The sequence below is a fragment of the Bacillus sp. FSL R5-0431 genome, from assembly GCF_038002985.1.
Taxonomy (GTDB): domain Bacteria; phylum Bacillota; class Bacilli; order Bacillales; family Bacillaceae; genus Bacillus.
The window spans coordinates 663,297-682,565 of record NZ_JBBOOG010000001.1; the positions used below are offsets into that span (position 1 = coordinate 663,297).

At 44.2% G+C, this 19,269-nt stretch carries 7 protein-coding genes; 4 read left to right on the forward strand and 3 right to left on the reverse strand.

The features are described from left to right. Positions 1–9: 9 nt before the first annotated feature. The 3 genes from MKZ03_RS03255 to MKZ03_RS03265 are packed head-to-tail and all read left to right on the forward strand — an operon-like array spanning position 10 to position 14,645. Positions 10–7,242: an SDR family NAD(P)-dependent oxidoreductase gene (locus MKZ03_RS03255; RefSeq protein WP_341030921.1), complete on the forward strand. Its 7,233-nt coding sequence runs from the start codon at positions 10–12 to the stop codon at positions 7,240–7,242. Beyond that, positions 7,235–13,645 carry an HAD-IIIC family phosphatase gene (locus MKZ03_RS03260; RefSeq protein ID WP_341030922.1) on the forward strand — a complete coding sequence of 2,137 codons (6,411 nt, stop codon included), beginning with the start codon at positions 7,235–7,237 and terminating at the stop codon, positions 13,643–13,645. The genes MKZ03_RS03255 and MKZ03_RS03260 overlap by 8 nt, the downstream gene beginning before the upstream one ends. Continuing rightward, positions 13,638–14,645, forward strand: a complete 1,008-nt coding sequence (locus tag MKZ03_RS03265) for a phosphotransferase enzyme family protein (RefSeq protein ID WP_307499188.1) — start codon at positions 13,638–13,640, stop codon at positions 14,643–14,645. Before MKZ03_RS03260 ends, MKZ03_RS03265 begins: the two co-directional genes overlap by 8 nt. 41 nt (positions 14,646–14,686) lie before the next feature. Here MKZ03_RS03265 and MKZ03_RS03270 read toward each other — a convergent pair whose 3' ends face one another. From MKZ03_RS03270 to putP, 3 genes are all read right to left on the reverse strand, one after another. Further along, positions 14,687–16,093: an alkaline phosphatase gene (locus MKZ03_RS03270; RefSeq protein ID WP_341030923.1), complete on the reverse strand. Its 1,407-nt coding sequence runs from the start codon at positions 16,091–16,093 to the stop codon at positions 14,687–14,689. A gap of 112 nt (positions 16,094–16,205) precedes the next feature. After that, positions 16,206–16,898, reverse strand: coding sequence for an MgtC/SapB family protein (locus tag MKZ03_RS03275; RefSeq protein ID WP_034664661.1), 693 nt, complete (start codon positions 16,896–16,898; stop codon positions 16,206–16,208). A 164-nt stretch (positions 16,899–17,062) separates the two neighbouring features. After that, positions 17,063–18,544 (reverse strand): sodium/proline symporter PutP, encoded by a 1,482-nt coding sequence (putP, locus tag MKZ03_RS03280; protein ID WP_341030925.1) that lies wholly within the window; start codon positions 18,542–18,544, stop codon positions 17,063–17,065. Positions 18,545–18,967: 423 nt separating this feature from the next. On the opposite strand from putP, the gene gatC reads away from it, so the two are divergent. Beyond that, entirely contained in the window at positions 18,968–19,258 is a 291-nt protein-coding gene (gene gatC, locus MKZ03_RS03285; protein ID WP_034664653.1) for an Asp-tRNA(Asn)/Glu-tRNA(Gln) amidotransferase subunit GatC, read from the forward strand. Positions 19,259–19,269 lie beyond the last annotated feature (11 nt).

Consider the following 19,269-nt stretch of genomic DNA (forward strand, 5'->3'; position numbering starts at 1 on the left):
ATGCAGCGTATGTCTGATCAAGAGCAATGGACCGAATCTGGACTTGAAATTGCAGTTGTAGGATTAGCAGGTACGTTTCCCGGAGCACCGAATGTGCAAACGTTTTGGGAAAATGTATCGCAAGGGAAAGAATCCGTTACGTTTTTCACTGATGAAGAATTAAAGGCAGCGGGTGTAGATGAGACGCTGCTAAAGCGTTCTGATTATGTGAAGGCAAAGCCATTTTTACAGAATGCATCATCATTTGATGCAGACTTTTTTGGCTACTCTCCGCGAGAGGCATCCATTATGGACCCGCAAATTCGATTGATGCATGAATGCACATGGCATGCGCTAGAGGACGCAGGCTATGAGCCTGAGCAATACGAAGGTTTAATTGGTCTTTATGCCGGGGCATCTAGCAATCTATCGTGGATGGGGCAGCATATGTCGTCACTTGAAAAGAACGAAGATGTATTTCAAATCATGCATCTCAATGACCCGTCCTTTGCTTCTCGGATTGCTTATAAATTAAATCTAAAAGGTCCAAGCGTATCGGTACAAACGGCTTGCTCCACGTCGCTTGTTGCTATTCATATGGCCTGTCAAGGATTAATCGGAGGTGAATGCGACCTTGCGTTAGCAGGAGGTGTCACACTCCATCAGCCGCAAATCACAGGCTATCAATACCAAGAAGGAATGATTTATTCTCCTGATGGCCATTGCCGTCCGTTTGATGAAAAAGCAAAAGGAACCATTTTTGGTGAGGGTGCAGGCGTGGTTGCGCTAAAACGATTGAAAGATGCGATAGAAGACGGAGATTTTATTTATGCCGTCGTAAAAGGATCTGCAACGAACAATGATGGAAGCAATAAAGTCGGCTATACAGCCCCAAGTGTGAGTGGACAGGCAAGTGTCATTGAATCTGCGTTAGAAATGGCTGAGACAGAACCAGAGACGATTTCTTATATCGAAGCACATGGAACGGGTACGCCTGTTGGAGATCCGATTGAGATTGAGGCGCTTACTCGTGCTTTTCAAACAGATCAACAAGGCTATTGCCGGATTGGATCAGTCAAAGCCAATATTGGGCATTTAGATGCCGCAAGCGGCGTGGCTGGTTTTATCAAAACAGTCATGATGCTGCATCATCGTCAATTTGCCCCGATGCCGCACTTTGACAAGCCGAATCACCGTATTCCGTTTGAGCAAACGCCATTTTATGTTGGGACAGACAAAGAGGAGTGGAAGTCGTCTCATTTGCCAAGGAGAGCTGGAGTCAGTGCCTTTGGTATAGGGGGAGCAAATGCTCATGTCATCTTAGAAGAGGCGAAGCCAAGAAAAACAAACGGCACGGACTCGTCCAAAGAATTAATTGTGCTTTCAGCTAGATCAACGCATGATATGAAGAACATGACAAAAAACTTGAAGGAATATGTCTCCTCACATCATGAACTCTCACTTGGCCAAGCAGCTTACACCTTACAAAGTGGAAGAAAAGCCTTCAAATATCGAAAAACGTTTGTCTGTTCGTCGCGGGATGAATTATTAGAGCAACTGCAAGTGCTAAATGAAGATACAGCAGGCAGAGAAAGTCTTCTTTATAAACGGATAAGCATGAGGCTGACGGGGTATCATGAGTCAGGTTTACGTGATTACATCAAGCTGTATGAGAAAGATCATTCTTTCAAAACAGAAGTGGATCGATTAATGAGCCTCGTCCAATCTGCGGTACCTATCAAAAAAGACGAGCTGTTCCATTCCAAACAAAGCAGACAATCAGAAGTGGCTATGCTGATCATGACATCGGCTTTTGCCAACGAGCTAAGGTCACTCGGAATTGAACCAGATGGTTGGATTGGAGAAGGCAGCGGAGTCTGGACAGCTTTATATGCAGCAGGCGGGCTTGAGCTAAAAGATGCGGCATCTATTGTGTACCATCTTCATGACATCGAGACGGTTAATCAAAGGCTGGCTTCCCTGTCTCAGAGGACACTCCAACAGCCTGTTTACTTGCAGCAAACCGGGGAGGAACTAACCACTTTCCATCCATCGTCTGCAAAGCGTTTTCTTGATATGGATCAGTCTGTAAAACCGCCTTTGATTGAGCAAGAATCAACAGCCTTGATCATTGATCTTTCAATAAAACAAAGCATTGTGGTTGAAAAGGGAGCAGAAAAATCAACCGAATCACTTGATGGAGACATTCTTCAAATCGCCGGTGTTCTTTGTGAAATGGGGGTCGGCTTATCCTTTCCTTTAACAGAGGAGAAGAACAGGCAGCGCATTCCGCTACCTGGGTATCCATTTCATAAAACCGATTTTTCTGCACAAACAAATACGATGGCAGCCATTGAGCCACAAAAGCCGCAGGATGTAAAGCGTGTTTTTACTTCGCTCGCTTCTTTACAAAAAGATATTCACGACATTGTTCAAACTCATTTTGGGTTTGATCAAATGGATGATGAATCGCCATTTTTTGAATTTGGTGCGACATCACTTGATATATCTCAGCTTGCAGCGAAAATATCTGAGCGAATGGATCAACAAATTGACACTGTTCAATTGTATCGGTTTGCTACAGTGGCAAGCCTTGCTGAATATTTGTTTGAAGAACAGATGGAACGAGATCAAACACCTGCTTCTCTCCCAGTAAAGAACACGTCCCAGGAGCATACGGATATTGCGATTGTCGGAATGGCAGGAAGGTTCCCAGGGGCTTCGTCGCTAGAAGACTTTTGGCAGCGTCTTGTGAATGGCGAGGAAATGATTCACTTTTTCACAGAAGAAGAACTCAAGAAAGCAGGGCTGGATGCGTCTGTTTATCAGCATCCGAATTTCATTGGAGCAAAAGGCCGTTTACAAGAGATCGAAGGCTTTGATGCAGACTTCTTCAACTATTCTGCTAGAGAGGCAGAGCTCATGGATCCGCAGTTCAGGCTCTTGCATGAATGTGCTTGGGAAGCGCTGGAGGATGCTGGCTGTGACCCTGATCGAATGGCAGGGAAAATTGGTGTTTATACAGGAACGAGTCCAAATCATGAGTGGCTGACGCGCTTTGCACATCAAATGGAAGCAACTGAGCAATTCAGCGCAATGCTGTTAAATGATCGTGAATTCTTTAGTACGCAGCTTTCTTATAAATTGAATTTACACGGGCCTAGCGTGACCATGCAGACAGCTTGTTCGACCTCACTTGTCAACATTGGCATGGCCTGTCAAGCTTTATTGAATCAAGAATGTGATGCAGCACTGGCTGGCGGTGTGACGGTCAGTTCTCCAGAAAATATCGGCTACATCTATCAAGATGGGATGATTCAATCAAAAGATGGACATTGCCGTCCGTTTGACCAAGAGGCGAGCGGAACCATTTTCGGAGATGGAGCGGGGATTGTTCTGCTAAAACGTTATGAAGATGCGATGAGAGACGGCAACCCGATTCATGCGGTCATCAAAGGGGTTGGTGTGAACAATGATGGCAGCCGAAAAGCTGGTTTTACCGCTCCAAGTGTGGAAGGACAGGCAGAGGTTTTAAAAGAAACGTATGAAAAATCAGGTATCGATCCCGCATCCATTGGTTATGTAGAAGCACATGGTACGGGGACAAAAATGGGAGATCCAATTGAGGTATCTGCCCTTAGTCAAGTGTTCAAAGGGACAGATCCGCTGAAGATTCCGATCGGTTCTGTGAAAAGTAATGTCGGCCACTTAAATAGTGCGGCAGGGATTGCAGGTCTGTTTAAAGCCATTTTGGCCCTCCAGCATAAAACGATCCCGCCAACCATTCATTATGAATCACCCAATCAGGAGATCCCTTTCAAAGATACACCGTTTTATGTGAATCAAAAGGCGTTGTATTGGAAGGAAGCAGATGGCCCGAGAAGAGCGGGGGTTAGCTCTTTCGGTATCGGTGGAACGAACGCCCATATGATCATAGAAGAGGGCATACAGACGAAGCAAAAACCAGCTTCTAACCAAAAGCAGCTGCTCGTCTTATCTGCAAAAACAGATACTGCTTTAGCGAAAATGACAGAGCGATTAAAGCAGTATGTGATCCAGCACCCTCAAGTTCCGCTTGAAGATATTGCTTATACATTGCGGTATGGCAGAAAGCAATTTCCATACCGAAAAGCCATCGTGCTCGCGTCTGCTGATGAATGGATGCAGCAGGAACAGCTTGAAACGAGTGTGTTCCGAAGCAAAAAATGGCGTAAAGCGACCTTTATGTTTTCGGGTCAAGGCGCTCAGTATGCTGGTATGATGCGCGGATTATACGATGCAGAGCCAGTGTTCAAATGGGAAGTAGATAGATGCTTTAAATATGTAATGGAAACGGAGCAAGTTGATTTAAAGGGCATTGTTTTTTCCAAGAATGAAACGAACGAAGACATCACAAAAACGTCAAATGCTCAGCCGCTTCTCTTTATATTTGAGTATGCATTAGCCAAATTGCTTCAGCATAGCGGTGTTGAGCCAGAATCAATGATTGGACACAGTATCGGCGAATACGTTGCCGCTTGCTTGTCAGGGGTCTTTTCTCTGGAGTCTGCATTAACACTCGTGATGGCAAGAGGAAGATTGATGCAAGACATGGAAAAAGGCGCCATGCTTAGTGTGCAATTACCCGAGGCAGAGCTGACTTCGATGATTGATGAATCGCTTTCTGTTGCTGCTGTCAATGCAAAAGACCTTTGTGTCGTTTCTGGAAGAGAAGAGCATATCACTGCATTTGAAAAGAAACTGCAAGACAAAGGAATTGTCACAAGACAGCTCCATACTTCTCATGCCTTTCATTCCTATATGATGGAGCCGATGCTTGAGGCGTTTCAACAATTCGTAGAGAAAGTAGAATTGCATGAGCCGACGATTCCGTTTATATCGAATGTGACAGGCACCTGGGCAACAAGTGAAGAGGTGATGACAGCATCTTATTGGACGAGCCACCTGCGTGGAACCGTTCGTTTTCATGAAGGTCTATCTCAGCTGTTAACCGATGAAGTACGAGCGCTCATTGAAGTTGGACCTGGAAACAGCTTGACGGCATTAGCGAAACGTCATGATAACAAAGAGTCTCATCATGATGTTCTGAATATGGTGAGGCATGCAAGAGAACAAGCGGATGACCATGCATATTTCTTAAAAAGAATAGGAGAGCTATGGGCAGGCGGCTACGAGGTCAAAGCGCAGCAACATCCAACTCAAGAGGAACGTCAGCTCGTATCGCTGCCGACCTATCCATTCGAGCGGAAACGATATTGGATTGAAGCAGGAAAGCCGGTTTCTCCGCAGCTATCCGCTCCTAAGGAAACGAAGAAGAAAGAGATGGAAGAATGGTTCTACCTGCCTTCATGGGAGCAGCAGCCGCTAAATCCTGTTTTCGAAAAAGAAACAGAAGAACAAACGTGGCTCATTTTCAGGGAACAGGATGCTTTTCATGAACTGTTTACCCATTCATTTAAGCAACAAGGTATCAAGGTCATTTCTGTCACAAAGGGTGAAGCTTATCAAGAGCAAGAGCAGTCGTTTACGATCAATCCGGCAGAAGGCCAGCACTACCGTAACATGCTAGATTCATTGTCTAATAGAGGTGTCAATATCCATCGGATTCTGCATTTATGGGAAGCTGCGAAAGAAGATGACAACTCGAATCGTCAATCCGCTTTTCAGGCGCACATTGAAAAAGGCTATTACAGCTTAATTTTCTTATCTCAAGCGATTGCTTCCCAAAAAAATATTCGAGAATGCCGTCTGTTTACGATCACTAGCGGAATTCAGCCAGTCACAGGCAATGAGACGATATGTGCAGAGAAAAGTGCAATGCTTGGACCGTGTAAAGTGATTTCACAGGAATACCATCATATCAAATGCTGGAATATTGATGTGGAAGATGTGCCAGACGTGATGTCTTGGAAGGAACAAGCGCTTGTCGATCTCATTGTGCAGGAAATCATGCAGCCTGGAAAGGATCAGCTTGTGGCGTATCGTAATCGTCAACGCTGGGTGCAGAGCTACAAACGTTTGCCGCTGCAAAAAGAAGATGGTCTTCCGAAGATGATCAGGCAAAATGGTGTGTATCTGATCACAGGAGGTTTAGGCGGCATCGGATTTGTTCTATCAAAGATGCTGGCGAAGGAAGGAAACGTACATCTTTATTTAACTGGAAGAACGGCATTGCCGCCGAGAGATGAATGGGCGTCATACGTTCACCAAGTAAATGCCGATGAAGCGCAGCGCACGAGAATTGAGAAGGTGCTTGAGCTCGAACGATTAGGTGCAACAGTAGAAGCGGTGCAGGCGAATGCAGGAGATCTGGATCAGATGAAACGTGTTTTTGAGACCATTCGCAAAAAGCATGGCGGCGTTCATGGTGTATTCCATGCAGCCGGATTACCAGGAAGTACATCCTTCCGTGCAATCAAAGATATCCCTTCTACACTGGCGAAGGGAGAGGATCAATTCCAATCAAAGGTGAAAGGGCTCGATGTACTAGAGCAGCTGCTGGAACAAGAACAAGCAGACTTTTGTCTTCTCTTTTCTTCCATTAGTGCATTGCTTGGGGGCTTAGGATTCTCTGCTTACTCAGCGGCTAACTTATATATGGATGCATTTGCAGCTAGACTTAATCAACATAGTCAAACCCCGTGGATGTGTGTGAACTGGGATGCGTGGAATTTCTGGGGTGAGCTAGAATCCACAATTGGTGAATCGATCAATGAGCTTGCGATATTACCAGAAGAGGGTGCTGAGCTGTTCCAGTATGTTCTGTCTAACCGGCAGAATCGACACATGCTCGTGTCCACAGGAAATCTTGATGAACGGATAGATCAATGGCTGTCACTAGAGCCGAAGGCAGCAGCGAATGAGGATTCATATGAGGTGTCTAAGCACGAAAGACCAGAGCTGGGCAATCCATATGTGGCTCCTCGAAATGAAACTGAAAAAGCGATCTGTCAAGTATGGCAGGATTTTATGGGCATGGAACAAGTGGGCATTCACGACAATTTCTTTGATCTCGGCGCAAGCTCGCTGGATATTGTTCAAGTCACCAATCGGTTAAATCAAGCACTTCAAACAAATGAAGCGGTTGTGACCTTGTTTACGTACCCATCTGTTGCAGAGCTTGCGAAATATATCCAGCCTTCTGAGGACTCGAAGGAAGAAACGATGGAAGAAGAACTAGCCGTCGTCACTTCAGGTGATCGAAGAGCTCGTTTTAAACAGCAACGGAATAAAAGATTGAGAGGCGGAATCGAGAATGAATGATACAACGAATCACTATCATGGCGCAGAAATTGCTGTTATCGGTCTTGCAGGTCGTTTTCCAGGGGCCAAAAATGTAGATGAGTACTGGGAGAATCTGAAAAAGGGAAAAGAAACCATCTCTTTTTTTACAGAGGAAGAATTACGGCGTGAAGGTACAGATGAAGCCTTATTGAAAAACCCCCGTTTTGTCAAAGCAAAAGGAATGCTTGATGATGTTGATTTATTTGATGCAGATTTCTTTGACTATACACCAAAGGAAGCGGCCATGATGGATCCGCAGTTCAGACTGTTTCATGAATGTGTGTGGACGGCGCTTGAAGACGCTGGGTACGATCCGTTTGAATATAAAGGGCAAATTGGTCTTTATACAGGTGCAGGAATCAATACAGAATGGGTCATGAGAGCACTTCAAGGGGCGGCTCAAGGTGAGGATTCGAAAACACTGGAAGCTGCCGTTCTGAATATGCGTGATTATTTGGCGACGATGATTTCATATAAATTAAATTTGAAGGGGCCGAGTATGGTGGTGCAAACCGCCTGCTCGACCTCGATGGTGTCGATTCATTTAGCTGTTCAGGCTTTATTAAGCGGTGACTGTCATATGGCTGTTGCAGGCGGCGTGTCCATTCGCCTGCCGCAAAAATCGGGCTATCTTTATCAAGAAGGCATGATCCATTCATCTGACGGACATTGCCGCGTCTTTGATAACAAGGCCGATGGAACCGTTTTTGGTGATGGTGCAGGAGCCGTTATTTTAAAAAATTTAGAGGATGCCATTGAAGACGGCGATCACATTTATGCTGTCATTAAAGGATCATCTATTAATAATGACGGAAATAGAAAAGTAGGATATACAGCGCCGAGTACGAAAGGTCAAGTATCAGCGATTAAAACAGCACTTCGAATGGCTGAGGTGGAACCTGAAACCATTTCGTACATTGAAGCACATGGAACCGGGACTACCCTCGGAGATCCGATCGAAATTGAAGCGCTCAAGCAAGCGTTTGATACAGATAAAAAAGGCTTTTGCCGCATTGGTTCTGTCAAATCAAATGTTGGTCATTTGAATGATGCGTCAGGTGTCGCCGGCTTTATTAAAACCGTTTTAAGCTTAAAGCATCAAGTGATTCCGCCGACGATTCATTTTGAAACGCCGAATGAAAAAATTGAATTTGCCAATTCGCCTTTCGTTGTAAACACAGACTTGACGCCATGGAGCAAGCAGGAATCTCCTCGCCGGGCAGGTGTAAGCTCGTTTGGAATTGGTGGAACAAATGCTCATGTCATTTTAGAAGAAGCACCTGCTACACGTGTCGCCGCAGATAGCCCTGAGGATAGTGAACTTCTTTTATTATCTGCCAAAACACCAGCAGCTCTTGAGAAAATGACGGATCGCCTTGCGGACTATTTACTTCAGCATCAGCAGCATGTTCGTCTAAGTGACGTTGCCTATACGCTGCAAACAGGGCGCCATCATTTCCCGCATAAACGTGTCATTCTTGGAAGTAACACGGCTGACATGTTACAGGCGCTGAATCAAAGGTCAAAAGAGGTGGTCAAGACGGCAAGCTCCCAAACATCGAGCCGGCCAGTCGTCTTTCTTTTCCCAGGTCAAGGATCTCAGTATGTAGACATGGGGCGTCAGCTTTATGACAAATATCCAGTCTTTAAGGAAGCGCTGGATCAATGCTTGAATCAATTCAAACAGCATATCTCAGTTGACCCATTCAGCATTTTATTCTCAACAGAAGCAAGTGATGATCCTCAGCTGATCAACCAAACAGAATATACGCAGCCGCTTCTGTTTAGTGTGGAATACGCTTTGGCTAAATTGCTGATTCATTTTGGCGTCAAACCGCAGGCACTGATCGGCCACAGTATTGGAGAATACACAGCTGCTGCCGTATCTGGTTTACTATCTGTTGAAGATGCCGTAGATCTTGTGTCTTATCGGGGACAGCTCATTAGCAAGCTTTCAAAAGGCTCTATGCTGAGCGTTCCTTTGAGTGAACAGAACGTGCTGCCATATTTAACAGATGATCTTTCACTTGCAGCAGTAAATGGTCCTGAGTTATGTGTAGTGTCAGGGGAGACCGCAGCCATTGATGCACTTGCTGAGAAGCTGGAGGCTGCTGGACATGGGTGCAGGAAGCTTCACACCTCTCATGCCTTCCATTCTAAAATGATGGATGACATCCTGCCATCATTCAAAGAAAAGGTAGCTGAGTATCAATTGAATGCACCGTCTATCCCGTATATTTCTAACGTGACAGGTACGTGGATTGACCATGAAGCAGTGCAAGACCCGGCATATTGGGCTGATCACTTGCGGCAAGCGGTCCGTTTCCGTGATGGAGCGGAGACATTATTAACGGAGCTTGATCCTATTTTCGTTGAAGTCGGGCCGGGGAATATGTTAAGTGCCTTTATTCGCCAAGCCTCAAAGGAACACCATCAGCAGCCGATTCCATTGATGCGTCACCCGAAAGAAGAGGCAGCAGACGACCGCTACCTGCTGGGCAGGCTTGGTGACATCTGGCTTCAAGGGGTGCCGGTTGACTGGACAAAATGGCGAAATCAGACATCAAATCAAAAAGTATCCTTGCCGACCTATCCATTTGAACGACAACGATATTGGATTGAAAAGGTAGATACATCCGCATTATCTTCATCCTCAGGTGTGCAAATGGTGGTGCCAAAGGAAAACAAGGCACAGGAAATAGAAAAAAACAATCAAGTCCATGCCGCCGCAGCGAATGATATTGAGGCAACGTTACAGCGGATGTGGAAAGACATTTTAGGAATTGAAAAGGTGGAAAGAGACGACCACTTCTTTGAGCTTGGCGGACATTCGTTAAATGCGACCGGTCTGATTTCTCAAATTCACAAAGAGTTTGGTGTAGAACTTACGCTCACAGACATGTTCAACAATCCGACGATTGAAAAGCTCCAAGCATTCATCGAAAAGGCAGAGAAGCATCAATATTTCAAGATTGAACCAGTGGAAAAGAAAGACACGTATCCATTATCTGCTGCTCAAAGACGGACATTCCTCATTCATCAGCGTATTGGTCAAGTGACCTCATACAACATGCCGATGGCACTAAGATGTAAAGGTGAAATTGACGTCGAGCGCTTTGAGCAGACCTTCAAGCAATTAATTGATCGTCATGAAACCTTGCGAACGACCTTTGAATTAAAAGGTGGAGAACCGGTTCAGCGGGTCCATGATGATTTCCACTTTGCTGTTGAAATGACAGAGGCTGATGAAGAAGGATTAGAAGCACAAATCGATGAATTCATTCGTCCATTTGACTTAAAGGCTGCACCATTGATCCGTGTGCGTTTTGTGAAAATCGCAGCACATGATCATCTCTTATTAGTCGATATGCATAATATTGTGGCGGATGGAGCGAGCATGAACATCTTTATTAAAGAATTTACTGAGCTCTATCGAGGGGAAACCTTGCCGGAACTGACCGTTCAATATAAAGATTATGCAGAATGGCAAGACAAATATTTCCGCAGCGAGATGTTTCAAAAGCAGCAGGATTATTGGAAGCAGCAAATTGGCTCAAATGTGCCAACTTTGACAATGCCATATGATTTTGAACGGAAGGAACAATCCTTCTTAGGAAGAGCGATTAAATTTAATATTGAACCGCACATCGTTGAGAAAATTGAACAGCTCGCTGAACGGTATCAACTGACAAATAACGTCATCTTGTTCCAGCTCTATGGGCTGCTGCTCTCACGTTATGCGGATCAGGAGGAATTGATTGTCGGTTCACTTGTGGCTGGACGACGTCATGCAGATATCGAGCATACAATTGGCATGTTTACGAACTTCCTGCCAATTAAACTAGACATGGTACAAGAAGCAACCTTTACAGAGCAACTTGCGCAGACAAAGCAAGTACTGCTGGATGCGTATGACCATCAAGAGTACCCATTTGACCAAATGGTTGAGCATCTGAATCCAAAAACAAGACCGCATCGCAATCCATTCTTTGATACGATGCTCATCTATCATAATGAGTACGATCCGAATATTAAAATTGAAGCCGATGGACTAACATTTGAAACACATGAGTTTGCAAAGGGGATTTCCAAACTTGATATGAAAATGGATGTTGTCAGAGAGGTAACGGGGGAGTTAAAGTGCGTCCTTCAATACAATCTGGCTCTGTTTAAACATGAGACGATGCAAGCTTTCGTCAACCACTTCCAGCACTTGGTCGAACAGGCTGTTCAAACACCTGATCAACTGCTCAAGGATTTCGCTGTTCTTTCACAGGAAGAAGAACAAGCAGCAAAAGAGAAAAGGGAGCGCGCAGAGGAAAAAGCACCGCTCGTACTGACAGTCAGCTCGACATTTACAGCCGATCCAGTCGCACCTTATATTCAGTACTGGACCAAGCAGTTTGATGTGCAGCTTGATGTTCAATTTGCACCATATGGGCAGGTTTATCAGGAATTACTAAATGAGCGCAGCCTTATCTCACAGAAGAAAAACGGTGCGAATCTTCTGCTCATTCGTTTAGAGGATATCACTGGTCCCGCTCATCTCTCACTGGAAGAAAAGAAAAAACTGGCTTTAGAGCATGCTGAAGAACTAGCAAACGTTCTGAAATCAAAAACGAAACATAACCTATATTTTGTTGGGATTTTGCCGATAAGTGCTGCTCTTAAAGACACCCTGCAAGACGTGGAACAAGAGTGGATTGCTCAGTTATCTGAGATAGGCGGTGTTCAGTTGATCGACTGTCGTCAGCTTGCTCAGCAATATCAGATGGATGACATCTTTGATGAAAAAGGAGAGCAAGCCGCACACCTCCCATTCACTGAAGTCTTTTGTGGAGCTATCGGTACAAAAGTCGCACGCGAGATCATTGCATGGCAAGGTGCACCATTTAAGGTAGCGGCCATTGACTGTGATCATACGCTTTGGAGAGGTGTCGTTTCAGAAGACGGTGTGGAAGGCATCGACATTACGCCAGAACATCAAATGCTTCAGCGCTTTTTAAAACAAAAGCAGCAAGAGGGGCTCCTGCTTGTCTTGAGCAGCAGGAACAATGAAGAAGATGTGTGGCGCGTGTTTGAAAACCACCCAGATATGATCTTGCAAAAAGACGATATCGTCGACTGGCGGATCAATTGGGAAAGTAAACCGGCACATCTAAAAGAGATGGCAGATTCTCTGAACCTTTCATTATCTCAGTTTATTTTCTTAGACGATGATCCAGCTCAGTGCTTGCGTATGAATGAAGAGCTGCCTGAAGTGATGACGCTGCTGTTACCTGCCAATGAAAAAGCGATTCCGTTATTCGCCCAGCATGCTTGGGCATTCGACCGCTATGATGTCACAGATGAAGATAGAGGGCGAACAACGAGCTACAAGGCTGAAAAGGCTCGTCAAAAAGAAAAAGCAGAATCGCCATCAATGGAGCAATTTTTACAAGATTTGAATTTGAACATGAGTGTAACAGAGTGGGCAGAAGAGCACCTTGCCCGCGTGGCGCAAATGAGCAGCCGTATTAACCAATTCCGCTTAAATGAGCAGCGCTTTGATGAACAGCAGCTGAGAGAGCGGATGGAAAATGAGCATGTCCAGGGCTGGGTCATTGAGGCAGCGGATCGTTTCAGTCATGAAGGGATTGTAGGGGCTATCTTGGCTCATCATGCAGGCGACACCTTGAAAATTGATGCATGGATGCTAAGCTGCCGTGCTCTAGGGAAAGGGATTGAGCAAAAATGTCTGACATGGCTCGCTGAATACAGCCGTCTGCATCAGCTTTCTTCCATTGAATTCTCGTTTGCATCGACTGGACGTAATGAGCTGTTCAAGTCATTTATGAAAGAGCACCAGATGCAGGAGATTGAGGAGCAGCAAACATACCGGATACAAGTGAAAGAAATCGGTTCACTGAGCGATCACATTCAGATCGTCGACCAATTGTCATCTCGTCAGCACTCGGCAGAAGAAATAGAGGATCAAAGGGTGGAGGCAGCAAGTCATTCAGCTTCTAATCGTTATACATGGGAAACGGTTCAACCAGATCAAACGCTGCACAGCGGTTATGTAAAAGCCCTTAAGGTACATGATCAAGAAGGTCTTCGTGCATTATTAAAGACGGAACTAACGCAGGATCATGGACTTTACGCACAGCCAACCAATGAACGCGAGGCATTGCTTTTTGATATTTGGTGTGACATTCTTCATGTGGAAAAAGTAGGAATTGACAACGACTTTTTCGATTTAGGAGGAAATTCTTTACTTGCTGTCAAAATGGAAGTAGAGATTGAAAAGAAGGGTTGGTATGTTGATGATTTGAATTTTGCTGAAAAACACACCATTCGAGAATTAGCAAAATATATGAAGAGGGAGAATCAGCATGCATAAAGATGTAAAAGCCATATATGAAGAATCAAAAATTTTAGATGAGGCCACTCATTTATACGGGGTCCAGCGAAGTGACATCCACTTTATCGCAGATGCAGAAAACTATGTGTATGAACTTAAAAAAGACGGAGAGTCTTTCATTTTAAAAATTACCCATACCATCCGCAGATCACCTGATTATATTTTAGGTGAAATGGAATGGCTCCATCACTTAGCGAAGGGCGGACTTTCGGTTGCGAAACCAATTGCTTCATTAAATGGCCGTGATATCGAGCAAGTAGACGATGGGCAAGGCGGTTCATTTTTGCTTCGAGTCTATGAAAAAGCATCAGGCCATAAAGTGGAAGAGGCAGACTGGAACGATGAATTATTTTATGCCCTTGGACAGTACACAGGGCGCATGCATAAACTGACAAAAAGCTATCAGCTGTCAGACCCACGTTATAAAAGACAAGAGTGGGATGAAGAGGAGCAGCTGAAACTGCGTAAGTATGTCCCGGCCGATCAGACCATTGTGTTTGAACAAGCGGATCGGTTGATGGAAAAGCTGGCAAAGCTTCCGAAAAATCAGGATACGTACGGATTGGTTCATGCGGATCTTCATCACGGAAACTTCCACTGGGATCAAGGGAAAATTACGACCTTTGATTTCGATGATATCGGGTACAACTGGTTTATAAATGACATCAGCATTTTGCTATACAATGTGTTGTGGTACCCAGTGATTCCATACGAAGACAAAGCTGCTTTTGCAGGAAACTTTATGAAGCAATTCCTTAAAGGCTATCGTGAAGAGAATGAGCTTGGGGATGAGTGGCTTGCCTACATTCCTGACTTCCTTCGCTTACGTCACGTGCTGATCTATGGCTTGCTGCATCAAGCATTTGATTTGGCTACCATCGGAGAAGAAGAGAAGGCCATGCTCGCTGGCTTCCGCTCCGACATTGAGCAAGCAGCACCGATTACGACGTTTGACTTTACAAAACTCAGTCAATCTTAACATCAAAATCCCCGCCTATGTCATGAGGCGGGGGTTATTTTTTATGGGCGATAGGTGGACGGTGATTCAATGATGTGAAACAGGTTCTTTCCTTGCTTTGTATTATCGATCCAGCCTTGAAATGCTGCTTTACCAGGTCCATATGCATAGACAGGGACATCCTCACCTGTATGGGCAAAGGTTGTCCAGCCTGAGAAAGAACGCTGATCAAAGATATGTTGAATGCTGAGTTGGATCGTACCGGCCTTCCCTGATTGTGCCGCTTTCTCTACCTGTGAGATTTCCTCTTTTGTGAGCGAGAAATCAATATTGGTGTGAAGGACATCACGTACCGATTGTCCACCTGCGATTTTCTTTGCCATATACACAGGTGTTTTCTTAGCAGCTAGAATGGGTGCTGGGTCCCATTTATAGCCGGTTTCACTTGTCATGCCGTCTGCACCAAACGAAAAGCCGCCAGTCGCATGATCTGCTGTGATGACGACAAGGGTTTCTTTGTCTTTTTTAGCGAATTGAAGAACCGCTTGGACTGCTTTCTCAAAATCCTCCATCTCACTCATGGCGCCGACCACATCATTTTCATGTCCAGCAGAATCGATGGTACTGCCTTCAAGCAGCATGAAAAACCCATGCGAATTGTCTTGATTTAATTGGGTCAATGCTGCCAGTGTCATGTCTTTTAAAGTAGGCACATGCTTTGGACGATCGATGGCTCGATCCAGTTCGTCCTCCTGGAATAAGCCAAGCATTTTTGAAGATGATTGGGAGGTTAAATCATCTTTTGACCTTAGAATGGAATATCCACTCTTCTTAAATTCTTTCACAAGATTACGGTCTTTTCGGTCAAAATATTGCATTCCGCCACCTAGAAGGATATCAACTTTGTGCTCTCCGCCTATTTTCTCATCAAAAAAGTGGTCTGCAATTTGTTCTTTGTTTTTTCGGGAGACGTTATGTGTGCCAAAAGCGGCAGGTGTCGCATCGGTGATGTCAGATGAGACAACAAAGGCTGTTTTCATTTGTGCTTCCTTTGCTGCTTCAACGACACTTCTAAGAGGTTCTTTTTCTTGGTTGACGGCGATGGCATCATTGTATGTCTTTTTCCCAGTCGCCATGGCCGTGGCTGCGGCTGCTGAGTCGGTAATATTATCTCGAGGATCATCTGGATGTGTGGTCTGCATCCCGACTAAATACGGGTCCCAGACGGTTTGTGCTTTTGTAGAACCAAGCTTTTCCTGCTTGAATGTGCGGTAGGCTTTGATCACGGGCATCCCCATTCCATCGCCAACGATAAAAATAATATTTTTTGGTGTTTTCGTTTGTTTCTTGTCTGCTGCATTTGTTGATACGGGAGTGACATCATGTGAGGTCAATAAAGCAGCGAAGACGAGTACCGCTAGCATCCCACACATAAGAAAAATACGATTTTTACGATCCATAGAGCCCATGAAAAATCCCCTTTTATCATTTATTTCATAATTTGTATTTTATTTGAACGAAGGCAATGGTTCAACCCTTTTCCCATAAAAAAAGGCGAAGAGACTTTTGTCCCATCACCTTTTATACCGTATCACACTTCACGCCAACGACGCCTTCTAGATCTTTAATATCAAAGTACACATCGGTTGTATAGCGATCTTTATGCACGCGTACGCGTACTTCCATAATCGGATAGTTCTTTTCTGTTAAATCATCAATTCGAACAGAATGAATGCGAATATTGAGGGCTTTCATTTCTTTTAAAATATCCGTCATGCGGTTTCGATCAGAAAGAGACATTCTGATGCGGATTTCTTTTTCCTGTAAGCGAATCGGCCCGATCCGCTGGAAGAGCCATGGTAGAAATTCGACACTAATCAGAATAAAGAAAAGACTGAGGAAGGCTTCTTTATAAAATCCTGCACCTGTTGCAACCCCAAGTCCTGCTGCTCCCCAGATCATCGCAGAAGTTGTAAGACCTGAGATGACATCATTGCTTTTTCGCAGAATCACACCTGCTCCAATAAAACCAACACCAGATATAATTTGCGCCGGTAACCTGAGTGGGTCCATTTGAAGCTTAGAGACTCGAGGGAAATTGTAGGCTGCATCAATGCTGATGATGGTTAACACGCAGGAGCTGACAGCAATGACAATACACGTTTTTAAGCCGAGGGGCTTTTTCTTCAGCTCTCGTTCAAGCCCAATAATCAAACCGATTAAGGTGGCCACGGCTAATTTTAAGACTGTATCCCATTCAATTGTCCAAAACATGCGTATCGCTCCTTCACTTCATGTACGTTTCACATCATGTATATGATCTTCTCACAGCCCATATGGCTGCACAACTCTTATTTTATTCAGAATCGGAAGAAAGAAAAGCTTTTTATTTTTAAAAAGAGAGTCATCCGCATAAGGCAGATGACCCTTCATGTTCTTTATTTTGTTTCTTCTTCAAGATGATTTTCCATTTTAGTAAACAGCTGTTTTGATGCTTTTGTCGGCTTGCTGGTCATTAAGCTCACAATAATGGCAGCCAAACCGCTTAACGTAAAGCCAGGAATCATTTCATAAATCCCTGTTGCGTGGTTAAGGCCTGTCGTGATCCATGTGAGAACGACTACCGCACCAACAATCATCCCAACAAGGGCACCATGATGATTCATTCGCTTCCAGTATAGGCAAAGTAAGATGACTGGACCAAATGAAGAACCAAATCCTGCCCACGCATAACCAACAAGGTCAAGAATGGTGTCACTTGGATTAAGTGAAAGGCAAAGGGCAATCACCGCGACAACGAGAACAGACATACGGCCAATCATCACGAGCTCTTTGTCTGATGCTTTTTTTCTAAAGAACGTTCTGTATAAATCTTCTGTCATCGCACTTGCCGTGACAAGCAGCTGAGACGAAATTGAACTCATAATTGCTGCTAAAATGGCAGAAAGTAAAAATCCAGTGATATATGGATGGAACAGCACTTTAGAAAAGACGATAAAGATGGTTTCTGGGTCAGCAAGTTTCATACCCGTTTCATGAACATAGGCAACACCAACTAAACCGACAGACAGTGAACCAATTACTGAAATAATCATCCAGCTCATTCCGATGCGGCGTGCTGGTTTTAAGTCTTTGACAGACGTAATCGCCATAAAGCGCACGATAATATGCGGCTGTCCAAAGTAACCTAGTCCCCATGCGAGGAAGGATATAATGCCAATGACGCTCGTTCCTCTAAAAATATCAAGCAATTTAGGGTCAATCTGTTGAATATCTTGGAATGTGGCAACAGGTCCACCTAATTGTGTAAAGGCAACGATCGGCACGAGCACTAATGCTAAAAACATGATAGCTCCTTGGACAAAGTCCGTTAAGCTCACTGCCAGGAATCCACCAAACAATGTATACAAAATCACAATACTTGACGTCAAAATCAGTCCAAACATGTAGTGTGCACCGAATGCTGACTCAAATAAACGTCCGCCTGATACCATCCCAGACGATGTATACAGCGTAAAGAAAATTAAAATGATGACAGCTGATACAGCTTTTAATAAAGAAGATGATCCTTTGAATCGTTTATCAAAGAAATCAGGAATCGTAATGGCATCATCAGCAATCTCTGTATAAGAACGTAAACGAGGTGCAAGAATGAGATAGTTCAAGTAAGCACCGACGATGAGACCAATCGCAAGCCAGGTAGTCGATAAACCTGTTTTATACATTTCACCTGGTACACCCATCAGCATCCAGCCGCTCATATCCGCAGCACCCGCTGAAAGAGCTGTAACGAATGGACCAAGTCCGCGTCCACCAAGCATATAATCATTTAAATCATGTGTTTTCCTGAATGCATACCAACCGATGGCAAGCATCCCGATAAAATAAATAGATAAGGAAATTGTAACTTCAATACTCATTTTGTGTTCTCACCTTTTTCGTATTAATTTGACATCACCTCAATCAAAATATGCAGAAGTGTCAGGGCTGTTTTTTTGATTGAATGCCCTTCTCACTGCTATGGTTACTTAACCTAACAGAGTATTCCCAAGTGATCAACCTTCTTAAACCTCCACATTTTGAAGAAAAAATAGACAGATCGGTGATGCGAATCAGTTTGTATGCGCTTACAAAGGTAAGTAAAAGTAAAAATTTTCTGAAAATAAAAGGTGATCTGTATGAATATTTTCTTTATCAGTTGGATGACAATGATGCTTCGAGAGAAAAGGCCTCTTGCTGCGCCTGCGTAAAGTTGCTTTAGAACAGTAAAATTTGATATGATAAAGTGTATATGACTTATGATCATGACCACGAACACGTATCATTTTTGGAGGTGAACCTGCATGTCTAGAATTTCAATAGAAGAAGTAAAGCACGTGGCGCATTTGGCACGGCTTGCAATTACAGAAGAAGAAGCTGAGATGTTTACTGAACAGCTTGATAGCATCATTTTATTTGCAGAGCAGTTAAACGAGGTAGATACGGAAAACGTTGAACCAACAACACACGTATTAAAAATGAAAAACGTCATGAGAGAAGATGTTCCGAATAAAGGTCTTTCCATTGAGGCAGTCATCAAAAACGCGCCTGATCATAAAGACGGCTATATTCGTGTGCCATCAATTTTGGACTAAAGGAGGCCTGA

Excerpts from the sequence above, each read along its gene's own strand:
- MKZ03_RS03255 (WP_341030921.1), top strand. The coding sequence starts at position 10 with ATGTCTGATCAAGAGCAATGGACCGAATCTGGACTTGAAATTGCAGTT.
- MKZ03_RS03260 (WP_341030922.1), top strand. The coding sequence starts at position 7,235 with ATGAATGATACAACGAATCACTATCATGGCGCAGAAATTGCTGTTATC.
- MKZ03_RS03265 (WP_307499188.1), top strand. The coding sequence starts at position 13,638 with ATGCATAAAGATGTAAAAGCCATATATGAAGAATCAAAAATTTTAGAT.
- MKZ03_RS03270 (WP_341030923.1), bottom strand. The coding sequence starts at position 16,093 with ATGGGCTCTATGGATCGTAAAAATCGTATTTTTCTTATGTGTGGGATG.
- MKZ03_RS03275 (WP_034664661.1), bottom strand. The coding sequence starts at position 16,898 with ATGTTTTGGACAATTGAATGGGATACAGTCTTAAAATTAGCCGTGGCC.
- putP (WP_341030925.1), bottom strand. The coding sequence starts at position 18,544 with ATGAGTATTGAAGTTACAATTTCCTTATCTATTTATTTTATCGGGATG.
- gatC (WP_034664653.1), top strand. The coding sequence starts at position 18,968 with ATGTCTAGAATTTCAATAGAAGAAGTAAAGCACGTGGCGCATTTGGCA.